This window comes from Kitasatospora sp. MAA4 (assembly GCF_029893355.1).
In the GTDB taxonomy this organism is placed as follows: Bacteria; Actinomycetota; Actinomycetes; order Streptomycetales; family Streptomycetaceae; genus Kitasatospora.
In genome coordinates, this window is the sequence record NZ_JARZAI010000006.1 from 100,116 (window position 1) to 118,358 (window position 18,243).

Sequence of the window (18,243 nt, forward strand, 5' to 3'; positions counted from 1 at the left end):
CCCGGATGCCCTCAAGCGCCCGCTCGAAGGACGCCCGCCGTAGCGGGTCAGGCGTCCCGTCGATACCCGCCTCGATCTCCGCGATCGTGATGACGCTCAGGTAGAGAGCAGGGGCGGGGACCGAGCGGGCCTATGCAACGACGGCTGAGGCCGGCCTCGGCCGAGTGGTGAGTTCGGCGACCACGTTGGTGTCGAGCAGGTAGATCACTTGCTGCCCGCCGCATCGTCGTAGGAGCGCGCCCCGAACTCCATCCCCTCGAACGGGGCCGACAACAGTCGCTCCAGAAACCCGTCGCTGCCAAGGGTTGCCCACCGATGCAACATAGCGGGCAGGGCGTCGATGTCGGTGTCGCCGAGTTCGGCATCGAAGTGCCCAACCTGATCTTCAGGTAGGGACTCCCGGATCTCCCGGATCGTCCGCAGCGGATGAGACTCCTCGGGACGGCGCGGTGGCAGCGGCAGATTCGGGGCAGTACTCATGATCGGCTCCTCCACGGTTCGGCCCTTGAGTCGGTACGGCCACTTAAGCCTAGGGTGCGGGAGCCTTCGACATCAGTCGGCTCATGAAGACTCCGCGCATCGGCAGGATCCGCCCCTCGGGACCCATTGGTCGACCTGGTTGCACAACGGATCGGGGCATAGCGCAGCGCGACGTGGACCTGGCGCCGCGTCCCGCAGAGCCGGGAGAGCGTCGAGCACGTCCTATATGAGATCGTCAGCACCACCGCAGCCAGTGGCAGGTCGCGGGCCTGCGCTAAGGTCCGTGAGGATCATGCTGATGCCGCAGCTCAGCGGGTTCTTCTCCCCACCTCTCCCCTCCCCATCTCCCCCCTCCCTCGAGGCTCCTCCATGACATTCCGCCAGGCCATAGCCGCCTCCGCCGTAGCCGGTGCCGCACTGCTCAGCTCGCTGACCACCGCACCAGCCGCGTTCGCCGACACGCCGGGCACGTCGCACCACCTGCAGGTGGAGCTGACGGCCGACCAGCCGACCGTGGTTCCCGGTGGCACCGCCATCACGTTCTCGGGTTCCATGAGCAACAACAGCGGGAACGACGACCTGGTGCTCCCGTACTTCATGTTCGCGGACAAGGCCGGCAAGGTCCTCGCCTCGAACGAGAAGATCTCCTTCGCCGTCGAGACCGAGGACCCGGCCGACGCCGTCGTGGTGCCGGGCCAGGAGAGCAAGCCGGGGCCGCTGGAGTACCTCGGCACGCTTGACCCCGACGGTCAGCCCGACTCCGGCACCTGGCTGTTCCTGCCGGGCGCCGGCAGCAGGCTCCGGATCAAGATCCAGGTCACGCTGGAGGGCTCGATCCCGCCCGGTCCCGCGCTGGGCATCCTGCTGACGAACTCCGTCACGAAGGCCGTCCGCGACGACAACGTGACCGACGAGGGCGAGGCCTCCGTCACCATCGGCAGCGCGCCGGCCGGGGCCGACAGCCCGAGCGCCGCCGCGCCGGCCGCGCCGGCGACTCCGGCGACTCCGGCGACTCCGGCGACTCCGGCGACGGTGACCGTGCCGTCCCTCGTGCCGGTCACCCCGGGGCCGGCCGCCGTCGCCCAGGCCATCGCGAAGGCGTCGGCCAAGCCGACCGCCGCCGCTGCCAAGCACTCCGGCCCGGCCCTCGCCTTCACCGGCGGCGGCAGCGACAGCACACCCGTCGCACTGACCGGAGCCGCGATCCTCGCCGCGGGAGTCGGCACCCTGGTCGGCCTGCGCCGCCGTCGCCGCAGCGGCAGCCACGCCTGACGCTCGGTGAGCCTCGCCGGGGCCCGGCGCCAACCGCCCGGGCTCTGCGCGTTCTCCCGCCCCGCTGCCGGTTTCGCGGTCTGTGGATCCGCGGTCGGCGGGCCGAGGACGGGTGCGGGTCAGGTGCCGAAACAGCACGATGCCCCTCGCGAGTGAAGGCGGGTTCTAGCGATCCCCGCAACACCCTGGATTCAGGGAGTGGGGGGGTAGGGGGCCAGTACCAGCTAGCTCGCAGGGCAGCAGTGGTTGCAGTTTTGGTTGCATTCACCGCTGTCCAGCGCTGTTCAGGGCCCGGCAGGCGAGCCGCTCCGCCGCAGGTCAGGACGCCTGCGGCCGCCACCGAACGGCCGGACGGACAGTTGGAAAGCGTGTTGGGGGCAACCCCTCACGAGTTCGAATCTCGCATCCTCCGCACTCACCCAGCTGGGCAAACGTTGGCCCCGACCGTTCTGCGGTCAGGGCCAACGCCGTCTCTGGCCTCGGTTGCGGCGCTTCCTCGTCGGCCCCGGAGGGCCGTCCAGGGCGTTCTCGGAGGTAGCGATGAGGTCTCGGGGCACCTGTTTTTGATCAAAGCCTTGACACAGGGGTGAGCGGGGCCGTTCGATGTCACTCGCCGTGTTCGATATCGTCGAATTATGGCTAGCAATGTTCACTTATGGTAGTTGCTGGTACCTCACTTCCTCTTTGCAGTGGAGCTTCTGTCGGTGAGTCACGGCCCAGCGGCGGGCCGGGGCAGTCGCCGGCCGCCGCCCAGGCGGCAGGCGCACCAGTGGCCGGGAGGTCCAGTGGGCTGGCTTCAGGGATTGGGGAAGCGGATGGCAACAAGGACGAGTCGGTCTTCGCGGCTGCGGCGGGCAGCCGTGGCGGCGGGGGTTCTGGTGGCAGGGGTCGGCGCGGTCCCATCCGCGGTCGCTGCCGCCCCGACACCGCTGCTCCAGGTTCCGCCCATGGGTTGGAACGCCTGGAACACCTACGGGTGCGGCGCGACCCAGTCGCTGATCGAGTCGGTCGCAGACAGCCTGGTCGCGAACGGCATGCGGGACGCCGGATACCGGTACGTCAACGTCGACGACTGCTGGATGGCCCGTGACGCGAACGGCAACCTGACCGGCAACTCCAACTACCCTGACATGAAGGCCCTCGGCGACTACCTGCACGCGCGGGGCTTCAAGTTCGGCATCTACGAGTCGCCGGGCGCCAAGACCTGCGCGGGATACTCCGGTAGCGCCGGGCACGAAGTCAACGACGCCGACACCTTCGCGTCCTGGGGCGTCGACTACCTCAAGTACGACTACTGCGAGAGCGCCTCGTCGCTGTCCGCCCAGGTCGCCGACTTCGCCAAGATGCGCAACGCGCTGAGTGCCACCGGCCGGCCGATCGTCTTCAGCATCAACCCGAACAGCGGCAGCAATACCGGCGCGGGCATCACGCGGGACTGGGGCGACGTCTCCGACCAGGTGCGCAGCACCGAGGACATCGGGAACCAGTGGTGGGGCCAGAGCTGGCCCAACGGCATTGCCAACATCATCACCGAGAACGCCACGCTGGCCTGGCGGGCCAAGCCGGGCTCGTTCAATGATGCGGACATGCTGGAGGTCGGCAACGGCGGGCTCAGCACGACCGAGGAGCAGACCCACTTCGCCATGTGGGCGATGATGGCCTCACCCCTGATCGCGAGCGCCAATCCGAGCAGCGTGAACGCGACATCGCTGGCGCTGCTGAAGAACCCGCGGCTCATCGCGATCGACCAGGACACCCTGGGCGTCCAAGCGAGGGTCATCGGCGGGAGCCGGCTTGTCAACTCCTCGGGGTCGCTCGTCCTCGCGAAGCCGCTCAGCAACGGTGACGTCGCGCTCGCGCTCTACAACGGGTCGGAGAACGCGCAGACCCTGAGCACCTCCCTGGCCGCGGTGGGCATCCCCGGCACGGGAACCTGGACCGATCAGTACACCGGCACCGTCGTCCAGAGCAGCGCCGCCGGCATCACCACCCAGGTCCCGGCTCACGGCACCGCGGTGTACCGGGTCACCGCGCCCAGCGCGCCGGCCTCCTGGTACACCGCGCTGATCAACCCCACCGCGGGCGCCCAGAGTTACGAGGCCGAGGACCCCGCCCACTCAATCGTGTCGGGCCGCTGGACCAACAATTCCGGCGCGGTCTTCTCGGCCTGCTCGGTCTGCTCGGGCGGCCAGAAGGTGAGCTGGATCGGGGGAACGAACAAGCTCTACATCAACGGTGTCTATGCCCAGAACGCCGGCACGTACCCGGTCACCATCCAGTACGTGAACGGGGACGGGGATCGCTACGCCTCGATCTGGACCAACGGCGAAAATCTGCAGAAGGTCTCGTTCCACGGGAACGGCAACTGGAACTCGACCCAGACGGCGTCCGTGGAACTGACGCTGAACGCGGGCTACAACACGATCACCTTCGGCAACGAGTACGGCGGTTGGGCCCCCGACATCGACAAGATCTCGGTGCCTGCCACCGGCTGACCACGACAGCTCGAAGGCCCCGACCGGGAAACCGGCCGGGGCCTTCGGCGTTCCCCGGGTGCACCGGTGTGGCGCCCCCCGGGGGGTGGGGATCAGGCGGCGAGACTGAAGTACCCGTAGCCCGGTGCGGCGATGAAGGTCAGGTAGTTGTCGGCGCCCGCCGCGTCGACCGGGGTGGAGCGGCTGGTGGTGCTGCCGTCACCGAGCTGGCCGTAGCCGTTGTAGCCCCACGCCCGCACCGTGCCGTCGCTCAGCAGGGCCAGTGCGTGCGACTGGCCGGCGGCGATGGACTTCACGTTGGCGAGGTTCAGGACAGCGACCGGCGTGAGTCGGTCGATGGTGCTGCCGTCGCCCAGCTGGCCGTTGCCGTTGGAGCCCCACGCCCGCACCGCGCCGTCGGCCCGCAGGATGTAGGTGGAGTTGCCGCCGGCCGTCAGGGAGCGGGCGTTGACGATGTTCTGGACGGCGCCCGCGGTGGAGCGGTTGGAGTTGGTGCCGTCGCCCAGCTGGCCGTTGCTGTTGGAGCCCCACGCCCACACCCTGCCGTCGTTCAGCAGGGCCGCGCTGTGGTTCTGACCGCCTGCGAGCGACTGGACGTTGTTCAGTCCGGCCACGGTGACCGGGTTGGTGCGGCTGACCTGGGTGCCGTCGCCGAGCTGGCCGTAGCCGTTGTAGCCCCACGCCCGTACGGTGCCGTCGTTCAGCAGCGCCAGGCTGAAGTAGCAGCCGGCGGCGATCGCCCGCACACCGCTCAGTCCGGCCACGGTGACCGGGTTGGAGCGGTTGGAGTTGGTGCCGTCGCCCAGCTGGCCGTTGCCGTTGTAGCCCCACGCCCGTACGGTGCCGTCGTTCAGCAGCGCCAGGCTGTGGTAGCAGCCGGCGGCGACCGCGCGCACATCAGTCAGTCCGGCCACGGTGCCGGCGGCCGAGTGGTTGGAGGTGGTGCCGTCGCCGAGCTGGCCGTAGCCGTTGTAGCCCCACGCGTCCACGGTGCCGTTCCTCAGCAGGGCCAGACCGAAGCCGTCGGTGTTGTACCCGCCAGCCACCAGCGAGGTGAGGTCGGCGCCGGTCAGCCCGGCGATCACACCCGGTGTCGACCGGCTGCTGGTGTCCACCGCGCCCAACTGGTAGGTGGAGTTGCTCCCCCAGCCCTTCGCCCGGGTGTCCTGAGCGGTGGCACTCGTCGGCAGCGCCAGCACCGCGAGCGAGGTCGCGCTCACCAGTAGGGCGGTCAGGATCCGACGCGGGGCACTCGCACGCTCGGCGCGCAGCAGTCTCATGGCATCAGTCGCTTTCGTCAGAGCCCACGCAGGGGTTGGGCGGCTTGACAGTCCTGGACGACGGCCCTGCGTGGCTGACGCCAGGCTCGCCGCGAGGAGCTTCCCAGCCGATTGTCCGTATACAAGCCAGGCTCGCTGCCCAACGCCCCGGACATTCGCGAGTTCACCCGTACGGCAGGCGCCTCCTCGGATCAGGCCTGAACGGCACGGGTTGGCGGGTGCGCATCAGCTGCGTGTCGCCGCGCGCTCGAACCAGATGGTGAGCAGGGTCGGCACCAGTGCCACCCAGAACAGCACCTGCGGGACGGTTCGTTCGGACCATGGCACCAGCACCACGACCACCGCGACGAGCGTGCACCCGACCGACTGCCAGACCACCAGCCTCGCCCAGCCCACCCGCCGGACCAGCGACCACAGGCTCATCCGCACGCCGGCCCGCAGCCCCCGGTAGCGGCGCCAGGCACCAAATCCCCAGACGGCGCTCATCAGCGCGAGCCCGTAGAGCCGGGTGGCGAGCGGCCCCGGCAGGGCCGTGGGGTCGCTGCCGGTTGGAAAGACCCGCGCCGCCAGGGCCGCGATCACCAGGCAGAGCAGCGTGAGCCAGCGGGTGCCACGCAGCATCCGGAACACCGCCACGTCCAGGTGCTTGCGCTGCCGGTCGGCCTGCGGGGCCTGGGGGGCGGCGGCGAGCGCGTCGGTGAGCGCCTCGGCGGCGGCCGAGAGCCTGGCGCCCGCGCCCGTCAGCCGTGGGCCGGCGGCATCCATCTCGGCGTACTTGGCCCGCTGGTCAAGTGCCCAGGCGTTGTGCGGGTCGATGCGCAGGGACTCGGCCACGGCCTGCCGCTGCAGGTCCACCCGGCCGTTCATCAACGCGGCCTTCCACAGCGCGTAGTGAGCGGCGATCTGGTCCGGACCGAGCCGCACGCCGGTCGCCGCCGCCTCCAGGGCTTCCGGCCAGCGCGGCTGCCACGCGCCCAGGGCCTCGGAGAGGCCCACATGACTCTGCCAGGACTCCGGCTCCAGCCGGAGCATCTCATGGGCCGCGGCCAGCGACTCGTCCGGACGGCCGAGCCGGCGGAACGCGTACGTGCGACGCAGGTACGCGCCGTACTCCTCCGGATTGAGAGCCAGCACCTGGTTGGTGGCGTTGAGCACCTCCTGGTAGTCCCGGACCTCCTCATGGCAGCTGGCGAGGCGCAGCCAGGCGACGATGTCGGTCGGGTCCTCGGCGAGCCGCCGGGCGAGCAGTGCGCGGGCCTCGTCGATGCGCTTGAGGTCCATCAGTGCCGTGGCCTGCTCGACGAGCCGGTGCGGAGCGGTCGTCACAGTTTCCGGGCCTTCTTCAGGTAGGCGAGCAACTCGTCATACATGCCACCCTCGTTGGCGAACATCGCCACGTTGCGGGCGGCCGCGAACCACGGCTCGGTGGACGGCCGGATCGCCTTCGCAGCGCCCAGCAGGTCTCTGGTGTTGATCATGCGTACGGTTCCGGTGCGGGCGGAGTCCAGCAGCGCCGACTCGGCCGCGCTCTCGCAGACATGGGCGAGGTCGGCGCCGGAGAAGCCATCGGTGGCCTTGACCAGCTTGGCCAAGTCGACCGACTCGATGGGGCGTTCACGCAGGTGGTAGTGGAGGATCGCCTCGCGGGCCGGGCCGTCGGGCGGTAGCACGAGGAGGGTGCGGTCGAGCCGGCCGGGTCGGCGCAGCGCAATGTCCACGTCCCAGGGGACGTTGGTGGCAGCAAGCACGAACACCCCGTCGTTGACGTCGTTGACGCCGTCCAGCTCCGTGAGCAGTTGGTTGACCGTGTTGCGCATCCCGTTGTGCTGGGTGCGGCTGCGCTTGGCGCCGAGCGCGTCCAGCTCGTCGAGGAAGATGACACAGGGCGCCTGCCGGCGGGCGGTTTCGAACACCTCGTGCATGTTGCGCTCGGAGTTGCCGACCCACATGTCGAGCACGTCGTTGATCGACACGTTGATGAAGTTCGCGCCGAGCTCGCCGGCAACGGCTCGGGCGATGAAGGTCTTCCCGCACCCGGGCGGCCCGTAGAGCAGCAGGCCGCCGCGCAGGCTCTTGCCGTACAGCTTGCGCAGTTCCGGGTTGCGCATCGGCGCGAGGAAGGCGGCCTCCAGGCGGTCCTTGACCTCCTGCATCCCGCCGACGTCGGCGAGCCGCACCGCACCGGGCGCGCCGGGGGCGTCCACGTCGTAGGCGGGTGCCTCCCCGGGGTCGCCGCTGCCGTCGGCGGTGAGCGGGGCCTCCTTGACGTCAGGTTCCGCAGCGAACCGGGGCGGGACGGCATCCCCGACCTCGCGGGCGGCGGCTTCCCAGTCGAAGCCGCCGGACTGCTGCTCTGCGGGGGCGGCCGGCGGCGCTTGCTCCATGGGCACCGGAGCGGCCATGGCCCGCGCCATCAGGGCCCGCGCCTGCGCGTCCCCGGGCGCCTGACTGAGCACCAGGGCCGCCTCCGCCACGGCCGCGTCAGCGGACCCGGCGCCGAGCAGCAGCTCGGCGAGGTGGAGGCGCAGGGGTATGTCCTGCGGCGCTGCGGCAACAGCCGTCCGCAGGCTTGCGATCAGCGGGGACTCGCCGGCCCCGGGGCCGGCTGGGGTGTTGGTCGGTTGGTCGAGCATGCCGCAACCCTACGAACCGGCCGTTCACCCGCACCAACCGGATTCCGCCTGGCCGACCCGCTTGACGACGGCGCAAGAGGGGCCGCGCGGGTTGGCTCGGCGTCAGCTCGGTGTGTCGGGCCCGGACTTGGCGGCGTGGTCGGTCAGGGCGGCTCGGGTGAGGGTGGTTGCGGTGTGGACGGCGCTGGTGATGGCGGCTTCGGGGTCCAGGCGGCACAGGTCGGTGAGGGTGAAGAGGGCTTCGGCGCTGATGACGACGGTGAGGTCGTTCTTGAGCTGGGCCAGTGCGGCGGGGTCGGCTGCGCCCAGGGTGTCGGCCAGGGGGGCCAGTGCGTGGTCGATCAGGCCGATGCGCAGGGCTGGGCGGGCGGCGGCGGTTTCGGACCGGGTGATGGTGGCCGCGATCATGGCGCGGGTGGCGCCCTGGTGGGTCAGGACGGTGCGCAGCAGGTGCTCGGTCGCGGCGGCGATGCGCTCCACCGGGTCGGGGGAGTCCGCGACCGATGCGAGTGCCTCGGCGGGGGTGGGCCACTGCCCGGCCATGGCCTCCTGAAGCAGGCTGGCCAGGTCGGGGAAGTACCGGTAGGCGGTGGCCTCGGACACCAGGGCGGCCTTGGCGACCTCGGGCATGGTCACGTCGGCGCCGGTGCGCATCAGCTCGACCGCGGCCTGAAGGATCGCGGTGCGCGTGCGCAGCTTCTGGTTGACGCGGCCGCCGGTGTCCCGAGGTGCCCTGGGTTCGCTCTTCTGCATGTGATCAGTGTAGCAAGTCGACCCTGATGATGAGAGTCCACTTGCATGATGAGGCCACCCGGCATACATTCATGACAGTCAACTCTCACGAAGGAGGATGCCGTGCCCGCCGGGACGCTGGTGATGGTTCCGCCGGGTGCCCCGCACACCTTCGCCAACCCCGGCGACCAGCCCCTCGTCACCGAGGTGATGGTCCGTTACGCCACCACTGCCGCAACCGAGTTCGAGTAAGGAACCTCCACCATGACTGTCACTGCCCCCATCAGCACCACCCGCACCATCGACCTTCCCAGCGGCCTGACCCTCACCGTCCAGGAGTACGGCGAGAACACGGACGGCACCGGCGTGCTGATGCTGCACGGCGGGGCCGGACCGCGTTCGATGGCCGGGTTCGCCGCCGCCATGTCCCAGCACGCCTACGTGGTCGTGCCGACCCACCCCGGCTTCGACGGCACACCCAGGCCGGAGTCGTTCGACTCGGTCGCCGATCTGGCGTCGTCCTACCTGGACCTGATCGACTCGCTCGGCCTGACCGGCGTGCTGGTGGCCGGCAGCTCGGTCGGTGGCTGGATCGCCGCCGAGACGGGACTGCGCGACAACCACGGCCGGATCACCGCGCTGGTCCTGCTCGGTTCGACCGGCATCGAGCCCGAGCCGCCGCTGGAGATCGCGAACCCGGCGAACCTCGGACCGGTCGCCACCAGCGAGTTGGCCTTCTTCAAGCCGGAGCTGCGGCCCGACTTCGCGGCGTTCAGCGACGAGCAGAAGGCCGCGATGGCCGCCAACCAGCGCACTCTCGCCGTCTACGCGGGTGACCCGTTCTGCTACGACCCGAAGCTGCGCGGCCGTCTGCACCGGGTCACCGTCCCGGTGCTGGTGCTGGCCGGCGAGCAGGACGGCATCGTCCCGGTGGGGTACGAGCGCGCCCTGGCCGGTTCGTTCCCCCGCGCCACCTTCCGCTCCGTCGCCGAGGCCGGGCACTTCCCGCACATCGAGCAGCCCGGTGCGGTCTTCGGGGCCATCGGCGACTTCGTCGACACCGAGGTCAAGCCCGAAAGCTGATCAGCCGCATCAGGGTGTCTCCGGGGCGGCCGTGGCGCGGCGGTACCGGTCGGCGGTGCGCCGTAGGTGTTCGGCGAGTTCCGGTGCGTCCTCGATGTGGAAGTCGATGTCCAGGGCGCCGAGGATGAAGGCGAGTGCGCGGGGGCTGTCGGCGCCGATGTGCAGGAGGCAGCTGTGCTCGTCGACGGGCTCGACGGTGCCGTAGGTGGCCGCCGAGCGGGCGGTGCTGGAGTGGGCCGGGGTGTGCAGGCGGATGGTGGCCCGGTAGGGCCACATCCGGGCGACGCCGCGGGCGACGTGTGCGGCGGCGTCGCCGCCGGGGACCTCGCGGGGGGTGAAGCGTGGGCCGGTGGGGGTCCGGGGGCTGATCCGGTCGACGCGGAAGGTGCGCCAGTCGTCGCGTTCGAGGTCCCAGGCGACGAGGTACCAGCGCGGGCCCCAGGTGACGAGTTCGTGCGGTTCGGTGGTCCGGGTGGTGGCGTCGCCGTCGTGGCCGAGGTAGTCGAACCGTAGTTGCCGGTGGTCGCGGCAGGCGGTGCCGACGGTCGTGAGGACCTCGGCGTCCACGGTGGGGGCCGCGGTGGGGGCGCGCACGGTGGAGACCTGGAGAGCGTCGACCCGGTGCCGCAGCCGGGCCGGCAGCACCTGTTCGAGTTTGACCAGAGCGCGCAGGGCGATCTCGCCGATGCCGGCGACGCCGCTGCCGGTCGCGGTGCGCAGTGCCACCGCGATGGCCACCGCCTCCTCGTCGTCCAGGAGCAGCGGCGGCAGTCGGGCGCCGGCGCCGAGGCGGTAGCCGCCGTCGATGCCCTTGACGGCGTTGACCGGGTAGTCGAGGTCGCGCAGCTTGTCGACGTCGCGGCGGACGGTCCGGGTGCTCACCGCGAGGCGGTCGGCCAGCTCCTGGCCGGACCATTCGCGGTGGGACTGAAGCAGTGTCAGCAGTCGGAGCAGGCGGGCGGAGGTCTCCTTCATGTCGCCAAGCCTGGCAGTTCTATAGGACAGAAGGTGTCCGCTAGTGCCGATAGCTTTTTCCTCATGAGCGAAACGATCACTCCCTTCCGGATCGACATCCCGCAGGCCGACCTCGACGACCTGCACGCCAGGCTGACCGCCGTCCGCTGGCCGGCCGAACTGCCCGGCGTGGGCTGGAGCCGCGGCGTGCCGCTGGGCTACCTCAGGGAGCTCGTCGAGTACTGGCGCACGTCCTACGACTGGCGCAGGCATGAGGCCGAGCTGAACGGGATCCCGCAGTTCAGCACGGAGATCGACGGCCAGAACGTGCACTTCCTGCACGTGCGTTCACCCGAGCCGGACGCCCTGCCGCTGGTCCTCACCCACGGCTGGCCGGGGTCGGTCGTGGAGTTCCTCAAGGTCATCGGCCCGCTCACCGACCCCGCCGCGCACGGCGGCGACCCCGCGGACGCCTTCCACCTGGTCATCCCCTCGCTGCCCGGGTTCGGCTTCTCCGGGCCGACCCGCGAGACCGGGTGGAACACCGCCCGGGTCGCCGGCGCCTGGGCCGAGTTGATGAGCCGGCTCGGCTACCGGCGGTACGGCGCCCAGGGCGGTGATCTCGGTGCGTTCGTCGCGCCGGAACTGGGCCGGGCCGCCACCGAACAGGTCGTCGGGGTGCACGTCAACGCGGCCACCTTCGGGTTCATCCCGTTCGGGGAGGTGGCGCAGGAGGAGCGGGCCGCCCTCACCGACGCGGAGCGGGCGAGGCTGGACCGGCTCAGGAACTACCTGGACGACGGGGGCGGCTACTTCCAGATCCAGGCCACCCGCCCGCAGACCGTCGGGTACGCGCTGAACGACTCACCGGTCGGACAACTCGCCTGGATCGTCGAGAAGTTCAAGGAGTGGACCTTCCCGGCGGCCGAGCTGCCCGAGAGCACCGTCGACCGCGACCTGCTGCTCACCAACGTGATGCTCTACTGGCTCACGGGCACCGCGGGCTCGGCCGCGCAGATGTACTACGAGAACATGCACTCCGGCAGCTGGCACACCGAGCCCGCCACCACGCCGACCGGCGTCGCCGTGTTCGCCGAGGACGTCGCGATCCGTCGCTACGCAGAGTACGGCAACAACATCACCCACTGGTCGGAGTTCGAGCGCGGCGGCCACTTCGCCGCCATGGAAGCGCCGGACCTGCTGGTCGCCGACGTGCAGGAGTTCTTCCGCGGGTTGCGCTGACTGCGCCGACTGCGCTGATGAGCAGCGATCAGCGATCAGCGCACGGGAGCCTCCAGTCGACCGATCGGGGGTGTTGCCGTCATGCCTGGATGTCAAAGTCGGATAATCAGTTAATACGGGGACATACTGACTGCCAGTCAGCACCGCACCTGCGTGCCTGTGCGGCACCGCAGATTCCAGATTTGGGAGACCGAATGACGCGACTCCTTCTCACCGGTATTGCCGTGGTCCTCGCCACCTCCAACCCCGCCCTGGGCTTCGCGGGCGCGGCCGCTGCCCAGCCCGCGGCCACGGTCATTCGGGTCATGCCGCTGGGCGACTCGATCACCGTCGGCCAGGGCAGCCTCAGCGGGAACGGGTACCGCGCGGACCTGCGGGACCTGGTCGCCGACCAGACCGCGTACGCCGTGCAGTTCGTGGGTGACCAGACCAGCGGGACCATGACCAACCCCCAGCACGAGGGCCACGGCTACTACATGGTCGACGACGTTCGGCACGGAGTGGACAGCTGGCTGGCGGCAGCTCGACCGGACGTCGTCCTGCTGAACATCGGCACCAACGACCTGGACTGGCGACCGGACCCCGACCCGGACCACGCCGCCGACCGTCTCGAGAAGCTGGTGGACCAGATCTTCACCGACGCGCCGAACGTCACCGTCGTCATGGAAGGCCTGATCACCAACACCGGCGGACTGCAGGACCGCGTCCGGCAGTACAACGACCGGGCCCGCGAGCTGGCCCTCGTCGAACAACTCGCCGGGAAACACTTCCTGTTCGCGGGTGGCGCGACGTTCGAACCGCGTGACTTCGCCGACCGCCTGCACCCCACCGACTCCGGCTACCAGAAGATGGCGGACGCCTTCTTCCCGCCGCTCCAACAGGCCCTCACCGGAGGCTGGGTGATCACCAAGCCGTCATCGAGCAACGGCGAGACGGCTGCCCGCCGCGCGCCTCAGTCGCCGTCCGCCGCGTCGTAGGAGCGCTGCCCGAACTCGAGCCCTTCGAAGGGCGCGGACCGCAGTCGATCGAGGAACCTCTCGCTCCCGAGGGTCGCCGAGCGATGGAGCATGGCCGGCAGCGCGTCCGTCGCTGTCGGCGAGCTCGGCGTCGAACAGATTCGGGGCGGTGTCCATGTGGCCGGCTCCTTCGGTGCAGCCGTCGAGTCGGTACGGCCGTTCCAGCGTAGGTCCGGGAGCGCGTCCGGCGTCAGTCGGAGCGTGAAGGCGCGCAAGGGCGCAGAAGAGCGCACGGCGACGGCGCGCAGCTGCCGACACGCTGTCGAGGGTCTCCGCATACCGCCGAATGGGGGCGTCACGGTCCGCTTTGATCGGACTGCGGAGCGTCGTCTCGACGTCGGGCGAGCTGGTCGAGCGGTCGAGCGAGCGCGGCCGGGACGGGGCCTCCGCGTCTGAGACCGCACGTGGAGAGGCAGCACGATGTCAGTCGAAACAACGGCAACACCGTCTCAGGACCAGGCCCAGCTCAGCCTGAGTACCGCAGCGGCACGGAACCTGGCGACCACCACCAAGTCCGAGCCCCAGATGCAGGGGATCAGCTCGCGGTGGCTGAGCAAGATGCTGCCATGGGTGCAGGTGTCCGGCGGTACGTACCGGGTCAACCGGCGCCTGTCGTACGCGGTCGGGCGCGGTCGGGTCGCGTTCGTCAAGAACGGCACGGCGGTCAGGGTGCTGGCGCCGACGCTGCGCGAAGTACCGGTCCTGCGCGGGTTCGAGGACGACGCGGTGCTGGAGGAGCTGGCGAGCCGGTTCACCCAGCGGGACTTCGAGCACGGCGACGTGATCGTCGAGGCGGGCCGGCCGATCGAGGAGGTCTTCCTGATCGCGCACGGCAAGGTCAACAAGATCGGCGCCGGGAAGTACGGCGTGAGCAGCGTACTCGGCGTGCTGGCGGACGGCGACCACCTCGGTGACGAGGCGCTGATGCAGTCGGACGCCAGCTGGGGCTACACCGTCAGGGCCGCCACCTCCGGTACGGTCCTCGCCCTGCCGTGGCCGGCCTTCCAGCAACTCGTCGACCGCTCCGACGCGTTGCGCGACCAGATCCTGCAGTACCTCGCCGACTCCCAGCAGGCGCAGAACAGGCACGGCGAGGCCGACATCGAGCTCGCCGCCGGCCACGAGGGCGAGCAGGAGCTGCCCGGCACCTTCGTGGACTACGAACTCGCGCCGCGCGAGTACGAGTTGAGTGTCGCGCAGACCGTACTGCGGGTGCACAGCCGGGTCGCCGACCTCTACAACAAGCCGATGAACCAGATCGAGCACCAGTTGCGGCTGACCATCGAGGCGCTGCGCGAGCGCCAGGAATGGGAGTTGGTCAACAACCGCGACTTCGGCCTGCTGCACAACGCCGACCACGAGCAGCGCATCCAGACCCAGGGGGGCCCGCCCACCCCGGACGACCTGGACGAGCTGCTGAGCATGCGCCGGGGCACCAAGGCGTTCTTCGCGCACCCCAAGGCGATCGCCGCCTTCGGCCGTGAGTGCAACAGCCGGGGGCTCTACTTCGGCAGCGTCGACGTCGACGGCCACCACCTGCCCGCCTGGCGCGGCGTGCCGATCCTCCCCTGCGGCAAGATCCCGATCGCGGACGGACACACCACCTCGATCATCGCGATGCGCGTCGGCGAGGACAACCAGGGCGTGGTCGGGCTGCACCAGATCGGGATCCCGGACGAGTACGAGCCGGGCCTCAACGTGCGGTTCATGGGGATCAACGAGAAGGCCGTCATCTCCTACCTGGTCAGCACCTACTACTCGGCCGCCGTGCTGGTCCCCGACGCGCTCGGCGTGCTGGAGAACGTCGAGGTCAGCCGTCGGCATGACTGACCCGCGCCGTCCTGTGCCGGGTCACCAACCGTGAAGGAGAGCTGAGACGGTGTCATCGCTGCCCCGAACGTCCGCGCCCGCGGCCACCCACGGCCTCGCCGACCTGACCGACCTCGCCGACCTCGCCGACCGGCCCCGACGGATCGCCCCCGGTCCCAGCGGGCTCGGCACCGACGCGGCCGGCGTCCCCGCGCCGCCCGTTGCCGCCACGGCCGCTCTCAGGCGGGGGCGGCCCACCGCGGCCGGCTCGGGCGGCAGGCTTCCGCTCGGGCCGATCGGCGTGGGTCCCGACCGGTTGGGACTGTCGGCGCTGGACGTCCTGGTCCGGCCGCTGTCGGCGGACACGCCCGAACCGTCCGCGGCGGCAGCACCAGCCGCAGCGGCCGTGCCCGCCGTAGCGCCCGAGCGGAACGGGCCGCCGCAGCCGGGTGAGCCGATCCCGGGTCTCTACTACCACCCCATCCCCGAGCCCGATCCGGAGCGGGTGGCCGAGGTGAGCCGGCGGATCAAGACCTGGGCCGTGGACGAGGTCCAGCTCTACCCGCCGGAGTGGGAGGAGCAGTTCGACGGCTTCGTCCTCGGCCGCTACATGGTCGCCTGCCACCCGGATGCCCCCACCGTCGACCATCTGATGCTCGCCACCCGGCTCATGGCGGCTGAGAACGTGCTGGACGACTGCTACTGCGAGGACCACGGCGGCTCGCCGGTCGGCCTCGGCGGCCGGCTCCTGCTGGCCCACACCGCCCTCGACCCGCTGCACACCACCGAGGAGTACCGGCCCGCCTGGGAGGAGTCCCTCCACGCGGACGCCCCTCGGCGCGCCTACCGCTCCGCGATGGACTACTTCGTCCGGGCCGCCACGCCCTCCCAGGCGGACCGGTACCGGCACGACATGGCCCGCCTCCACCTGGGGTACCTCGCCGAGGCGGCCTGGGCCGAGACGGACTACAGCCCGCAGGTCTGGGAGTACCTGGCGATGCGCCAGTTCAACAACTTCCGCCCCTGCCCCACCATCACCGACACCGTCGGCGGCTACGAGCTCCCCGCCGACCTGCACACCCTGCCCGCCATGCAGCGCGTCATCGCACTCGCCTCCAACGCCACCACGATCGTCAACGACCTGTACTCGTACACCAAGGAGCTCGCCGCTCCCGGCAAGCACCTGAACCTGCCGGTGGTAGTCGCCGAGCGCGAAGGCTGCGGCGACCGCGAGGCCTACCTGAAGGCGGTCGAAGTGCACAACGACCTGATGCACGCCTTCGAGACGGCGGCGGCCGCGCTGGCCCTCACCCATCCCGACCCGACGGTGCTGCGCTTCCTGCGCGGCGTCGCCGCCTGGGTCGACGGAAACCACCACTGGCACTGCACCAACACCTACCGCTACAGCCTGCCCGATTTCTGGTAACCAGGGAGCTGACCGAAGTGACCACGCTGGACCTCACACCCGACACCGCAACCGACGCCGGCGCGGGGACCGCGATCCCCGGTCCTGCGACGCCGTACCAGGACGACATCGCCCGCTACTGGGACCAGGAAGCCCGTCCCGTCAACCTGCGGCTCGGCGACGTCGACGGCCTCTACCACCACCACTACGGGATCGGGGACGTCGACGTCGCCGCCCTCGGCGCCCCCGGCGACAGCGAGCGCGAGAAGAAGGTGATCACCGAGCTGCACCGGCTGGAGTCCGCCCAGGCCGATGTGCTGCTCGACCACCTGGGCGACGTCCCGCGCGACGGCATGCTGGTGGACGCCGGCTGCGGCCGGGGCGGCTCGATGGTCATGGCGCACCAGCGCTTCGGCTGCCGCGTCGAGGGCGTGACGCTCTCGGCCAAGCAGGCCGACTTCGCCAACCAGCGCGTGCGTCAGCTCGGCATCGACGCCTACGTCCGCTCGCAGGTCTGCAACATGCTGGACATGCCGTTCGAGACCGGCCAGGCGGCCGCCTCGTGGAACAACGAGTCCAGCATGTACGTGGACCTGCACGACCTGTTCGCGGAGCACTCCCGCGTGCTGTCGGTCGGCGGCCGTTACGTGACCATCACCGGCTGCTGGAACCCCGTCTACGGGCAGCCCTCGAAGTGGGTCTCGCAGATCAACGCCCACTTCGAGTGCAACATCCACTCCCGTCGGGAGTACCTGCGCGCCATGGCCGACAACCGCCTGGTCCCGCAGGCCGTCATCGACCTCACCGCGGCGACGCTGCCCTACTGGGAGCTGCGGGCCACGTCCTCGCTGGTCACCGGCATCGAGGAGGCGTTCCTCAACTCCTACAGGGACGGTTCCTTCCAGTACCTGCTGATCGCCGCCGACCGGGTCTGACCCGGGTCCGACCTGGTCTGACCGGGTTCGAGCACGGTCGGGGGCCTTTCGGGAGGCCCCCGACCGCGCGGGCACCGGTCAGCTCAGCCGGGCGTCGGCGTAGCGGACCATCGCGTCGCGCTGGTAGACGGCCAGGCCGTCGGCGATCTTGTCGAAGTTCGCACGGAACTGCGGGTCGTCGACGTAGGTCTGCGCCAGGCCCTTGTAGGCGGGCGCGTTCGGGGTCCAGAACCGGCAGACGCTCCGGTAGTGGGCGTCCACTTCATCCTGCACCGCGGGGTCGGCCACCGGAGTGCCGGCCACCATGAACTCCGCCATGCGGATCATCTGCGCCGTCGCCTCCCGCTGCCACCGCTCCTGGTCCGCGGCGGTCATCGTCTCGACGGCCTGCCGGGACTGCTCCCACGCCTCCGGCCACCGCTCGCGCACCTCGGCCTCGCGGGCCGCGTTCTCGGGAGACTGCTCGAACCCCTCGAACAGGTTCTCCGGCCTGTTGATCTTCGCCATCGCGTTGTCCTCCTCGGCTTCCTCCAGTTCGGCGATGGTGCGCCCGACCGTACGAGCGAGCGTGTCCAACCGGTCCCGCTCGCTCAGCAGCCGCCGGTGGTGCTCGCGCAGCACGGCCACCTGATCGACCTGGCTGTCCAGGACCGCCTGGATCTCGCGCAGCCCCAGGCCCAACTCCCGCATCAGCAGGATCTGTTGCAGGCGCAGCAGATCCGCCTCCTCGTAGTGGCGGTGCCCGTTGCCACCGATCCACGCAGGCGGCAGCAGACCGATCTCGTCGTAGTGCCGCAGGGTCCGGGACGTCACCCCGGACATCCGGGCCACATCCGCGATCGACCAGGCCATTGCCGCGCCTCCCATCGCCGGGCCGGTCTGTCCGGCCACACAGCTGACCGTAGGA

Annotated in this window: 14 protein-coding genes and 2 pseudogenes; 9 read left to right on the forward strand and 7 right to left on the reverse strand. The window is 70.3% G+C overall.

What is annotated here, in order from left to right; translation table 11 throughout:
• Positions 1-204: 204 nt before the first annotated feature.
• Positions 205-480 carry a hypothetical protein gene (locus P3T37_RS10530; RefSeq protein ID WP_280723243.1) on the reverse strand — a complete coding sequence of 92 codons (276 nt, stop codon included), beginning with the start codon at positions 478-480 and terminating at the stop codon, positions 205-207.
• 369 nt (positions 481-849) lie between these two features.
• Between P3T37_RS10530 and P3T37_RS10535 the strand changes: the two genes are divergently transcribed.
• Together P3T37_RS10535 and P3T37_RS10540 are read left to right on the forward strand one after the other, a co-directional pair.
• Positions 850-1,752, forward strand: coding sequence for a hypothetical protein (locus P3T37_RS10535; protein ID WP_280723244.1), 903 nt, complete (start codon positions 850-852; stop codon positions 1,750-1,752).
• Between the two features lie 947 nt (positions 1,753-2,699).
• The gene (locus P3T37_RS10540) at positions 2,700-4,247 is read left to right on the forward strand and encodes an alpha-galactosidase (RefSeq protein WP_280723245.1); all 1,548 of its coding nucleotides are present in this window, start codon (positions 2,700-2,702) and stop codon (positions 4,245-4,247) included.
• 92 nt (positions 4,248-4,339) lie between these two features.
• Here the strand turns inward: P3T37_RS10540 and P3T37_RS10545 are convergent, their stop codons facing one another.
• The 4 genes from P3T37_RS10545 to P3T37_RS10560 all read right to left on the reverse strand — a co-directional run bounded on the left by P3T37_RS10545 (position 4,340) and on the right by P3T37_RS10560 (position 8,913).
• Entirely contained in the window at positions 4,340-5,527 is a 1,188-nt protein-coding gene (locus tag P3T37_RS10545) for a hypothetical protein (protein WP_280723246.1), read from the reverse strand.
• 225 nt (positions 5,528-5,752) lie between these two features.
• A complete protein-coding gene (locus P3T37_RS10550) occupies positions 5,753-6,853 on the reverse strand; it encodes a tetratricopeptide repeat protein (protein WP_280723247.1) in 1,101 nt (366 codons plus the stop codon).
• Positions 6,850-8,160, reverse strand: a complete 1,311-nt coding sequence (locus tag P3T37_RS10555; RefSeq protein WP_280723248.1) for an AAA family ATPase — start codon at positions 8,158-8,160, stop codon at positions 6,850-6,852. Before P3T37_RS10555 ends, P3T37_RS10550 begins: the two co-directional genes overlap by 4 nt.
• A 102-nt stretch (positions 8,161-8,262) precedes the next feature.
• Positions 8,263-8,913 (reverse strand): TetR/AcrR family transcriptional regulator, encoded by a 651-nt coding sequence (locus tag P3T37_RS10560; protein ID WP_280723249.1) that lies wholly within the window; start codon positions 8,911-8,913, stop codon positions 8,263-8,265.
• A 105-nt stretch (positions 8,914-9,018) separates the two neighbouring features.
• On the opposite strand from P3T37_RS10560, the pseudogene P3T37_RS10565 reads away from it, so the two are divergent.
• Positions 9,019-9,144, forward strand: a pseudogene (locus P3T37_RS10565) (cupin domain-containing protein); the annotation flags it as partial.
• Positions 9,145-9,156: 12 nt separating this feature from the next.
• Positions 9,157-9,975 carry an alpha/beta hydrolase gene (locus P3T37_RS10570; RefSeq protein ID WP_280723250.1) on the forward strand — a complete coding sequence of 273 codons (819 nt, stop codon included), beginning with the start codon at positions 9,157-9,159 and terminating at the stop codon, positions 9,973-9,975.
• A 9-nt stretch (positions 9,976-9,984) separates the two neighbouring features.
• Here the strand turns inward: P3T37_RS10570 and P3T37_RS10575 are convergent, their stop codons facing one another.
• The gene (locus P3T37_RS10575) at positions 9,985-10,950 is read right to left on the reverse strand and encodes a YafY family protein (RefSeq protein ID WP_280723251.1); all 966 of its coding nucleotides are present in this window, start codon (positions 10,948-10,950) and stop codon (positions 9,985-9,987) included.
• A 63-nt stretch (positions 10,951-11,013) separates the two neighbouring features.
• Here P3T37_RS10575 and P3T37_RS10580 point away from each other — a divergent pair, with 63 nt between their 5' ends.
• From P3T37_RS10580 to P3T37_RS10600, 5 genes and pseudogenes are all read left to right on the forward strand, one after another.
• Positions 11,014-12,171 (forward strand): epoxide hydrolase, encoded by a 1,158-nt coding sequence (locus P3T37_RS10580; RefSeq protein WP_280723252.1) that lies wholly within the window; start codon positions 11,014-11,016, stop codon positions 12,169-12,171.
• A 194-nt stretch (positions 12,172-12,365) separates the two neighbouring features.
• Complete coding sequence (locus P3T37_RS10585; protein ID WP_280723253.1) at positions 12,366-13,148, forward strand: SGNH/GDSL hydrolase family protein; 783 nt, start codon at positions 12,366-12,368, stop codon at positions 13,146-13,148.
• Between the two features lie 459 nt (positions 13,149-13,607).
• Positions 13,608-15,017 carry a family 2B encapsulin nanocompartment shell protein gene (locus tag P3T37_RS10590; protein ID WP_280723254.1) on the forward strand — a complete coding sequence of 470 codons (1,410 nt, stop codon included), beginning with the start codon at positions 13,608-13,610 and terminating at the stop codon, positions 15,015-15,017.
• Positions 15,018-15,028: 11 nt separating this feature from the next.
• Positions 15,029-16,422 (forward strand): annotated as a pseudogene (locus P3T37_RS10595) (family 2 encapsulin nanocompartment cargo protein terpene cyclase).
• 26 nt (positions 16,423-16,448) lie between these two features.
• On the forward strand, positions 16,449-17,336 hold the full coding sequence (locus P3T37_RS10600; protein WP_280723444.1) for a geranyl diphosphate 2-C-methyltransferase: 888 nt from the start codon (positions 16,449-16,451) through the stop codon (positions 17,334-17,336).
• 78 nt (positions 17,337-17,414) lie between these two features.
• Here the strand turns inward: P3T37_RS10600 and P3T37_RS10605 are convergent, their stop codons facing one another.
• Positions 17,415-18,188 carry a MerR family transcriptional regulator gene (locus P3T37_RS10605; protein ID WP_280723445.1) on the reverse strand — a complete coding sequence of 258 codons (774 nt, stop codon included), beginning with the start codon at positions 18,186-18,188 and terminating at the stop codon, positions 17,415-17,417.
• Positions 18,189-18,243: the final 55 nt, after the last annotated feature.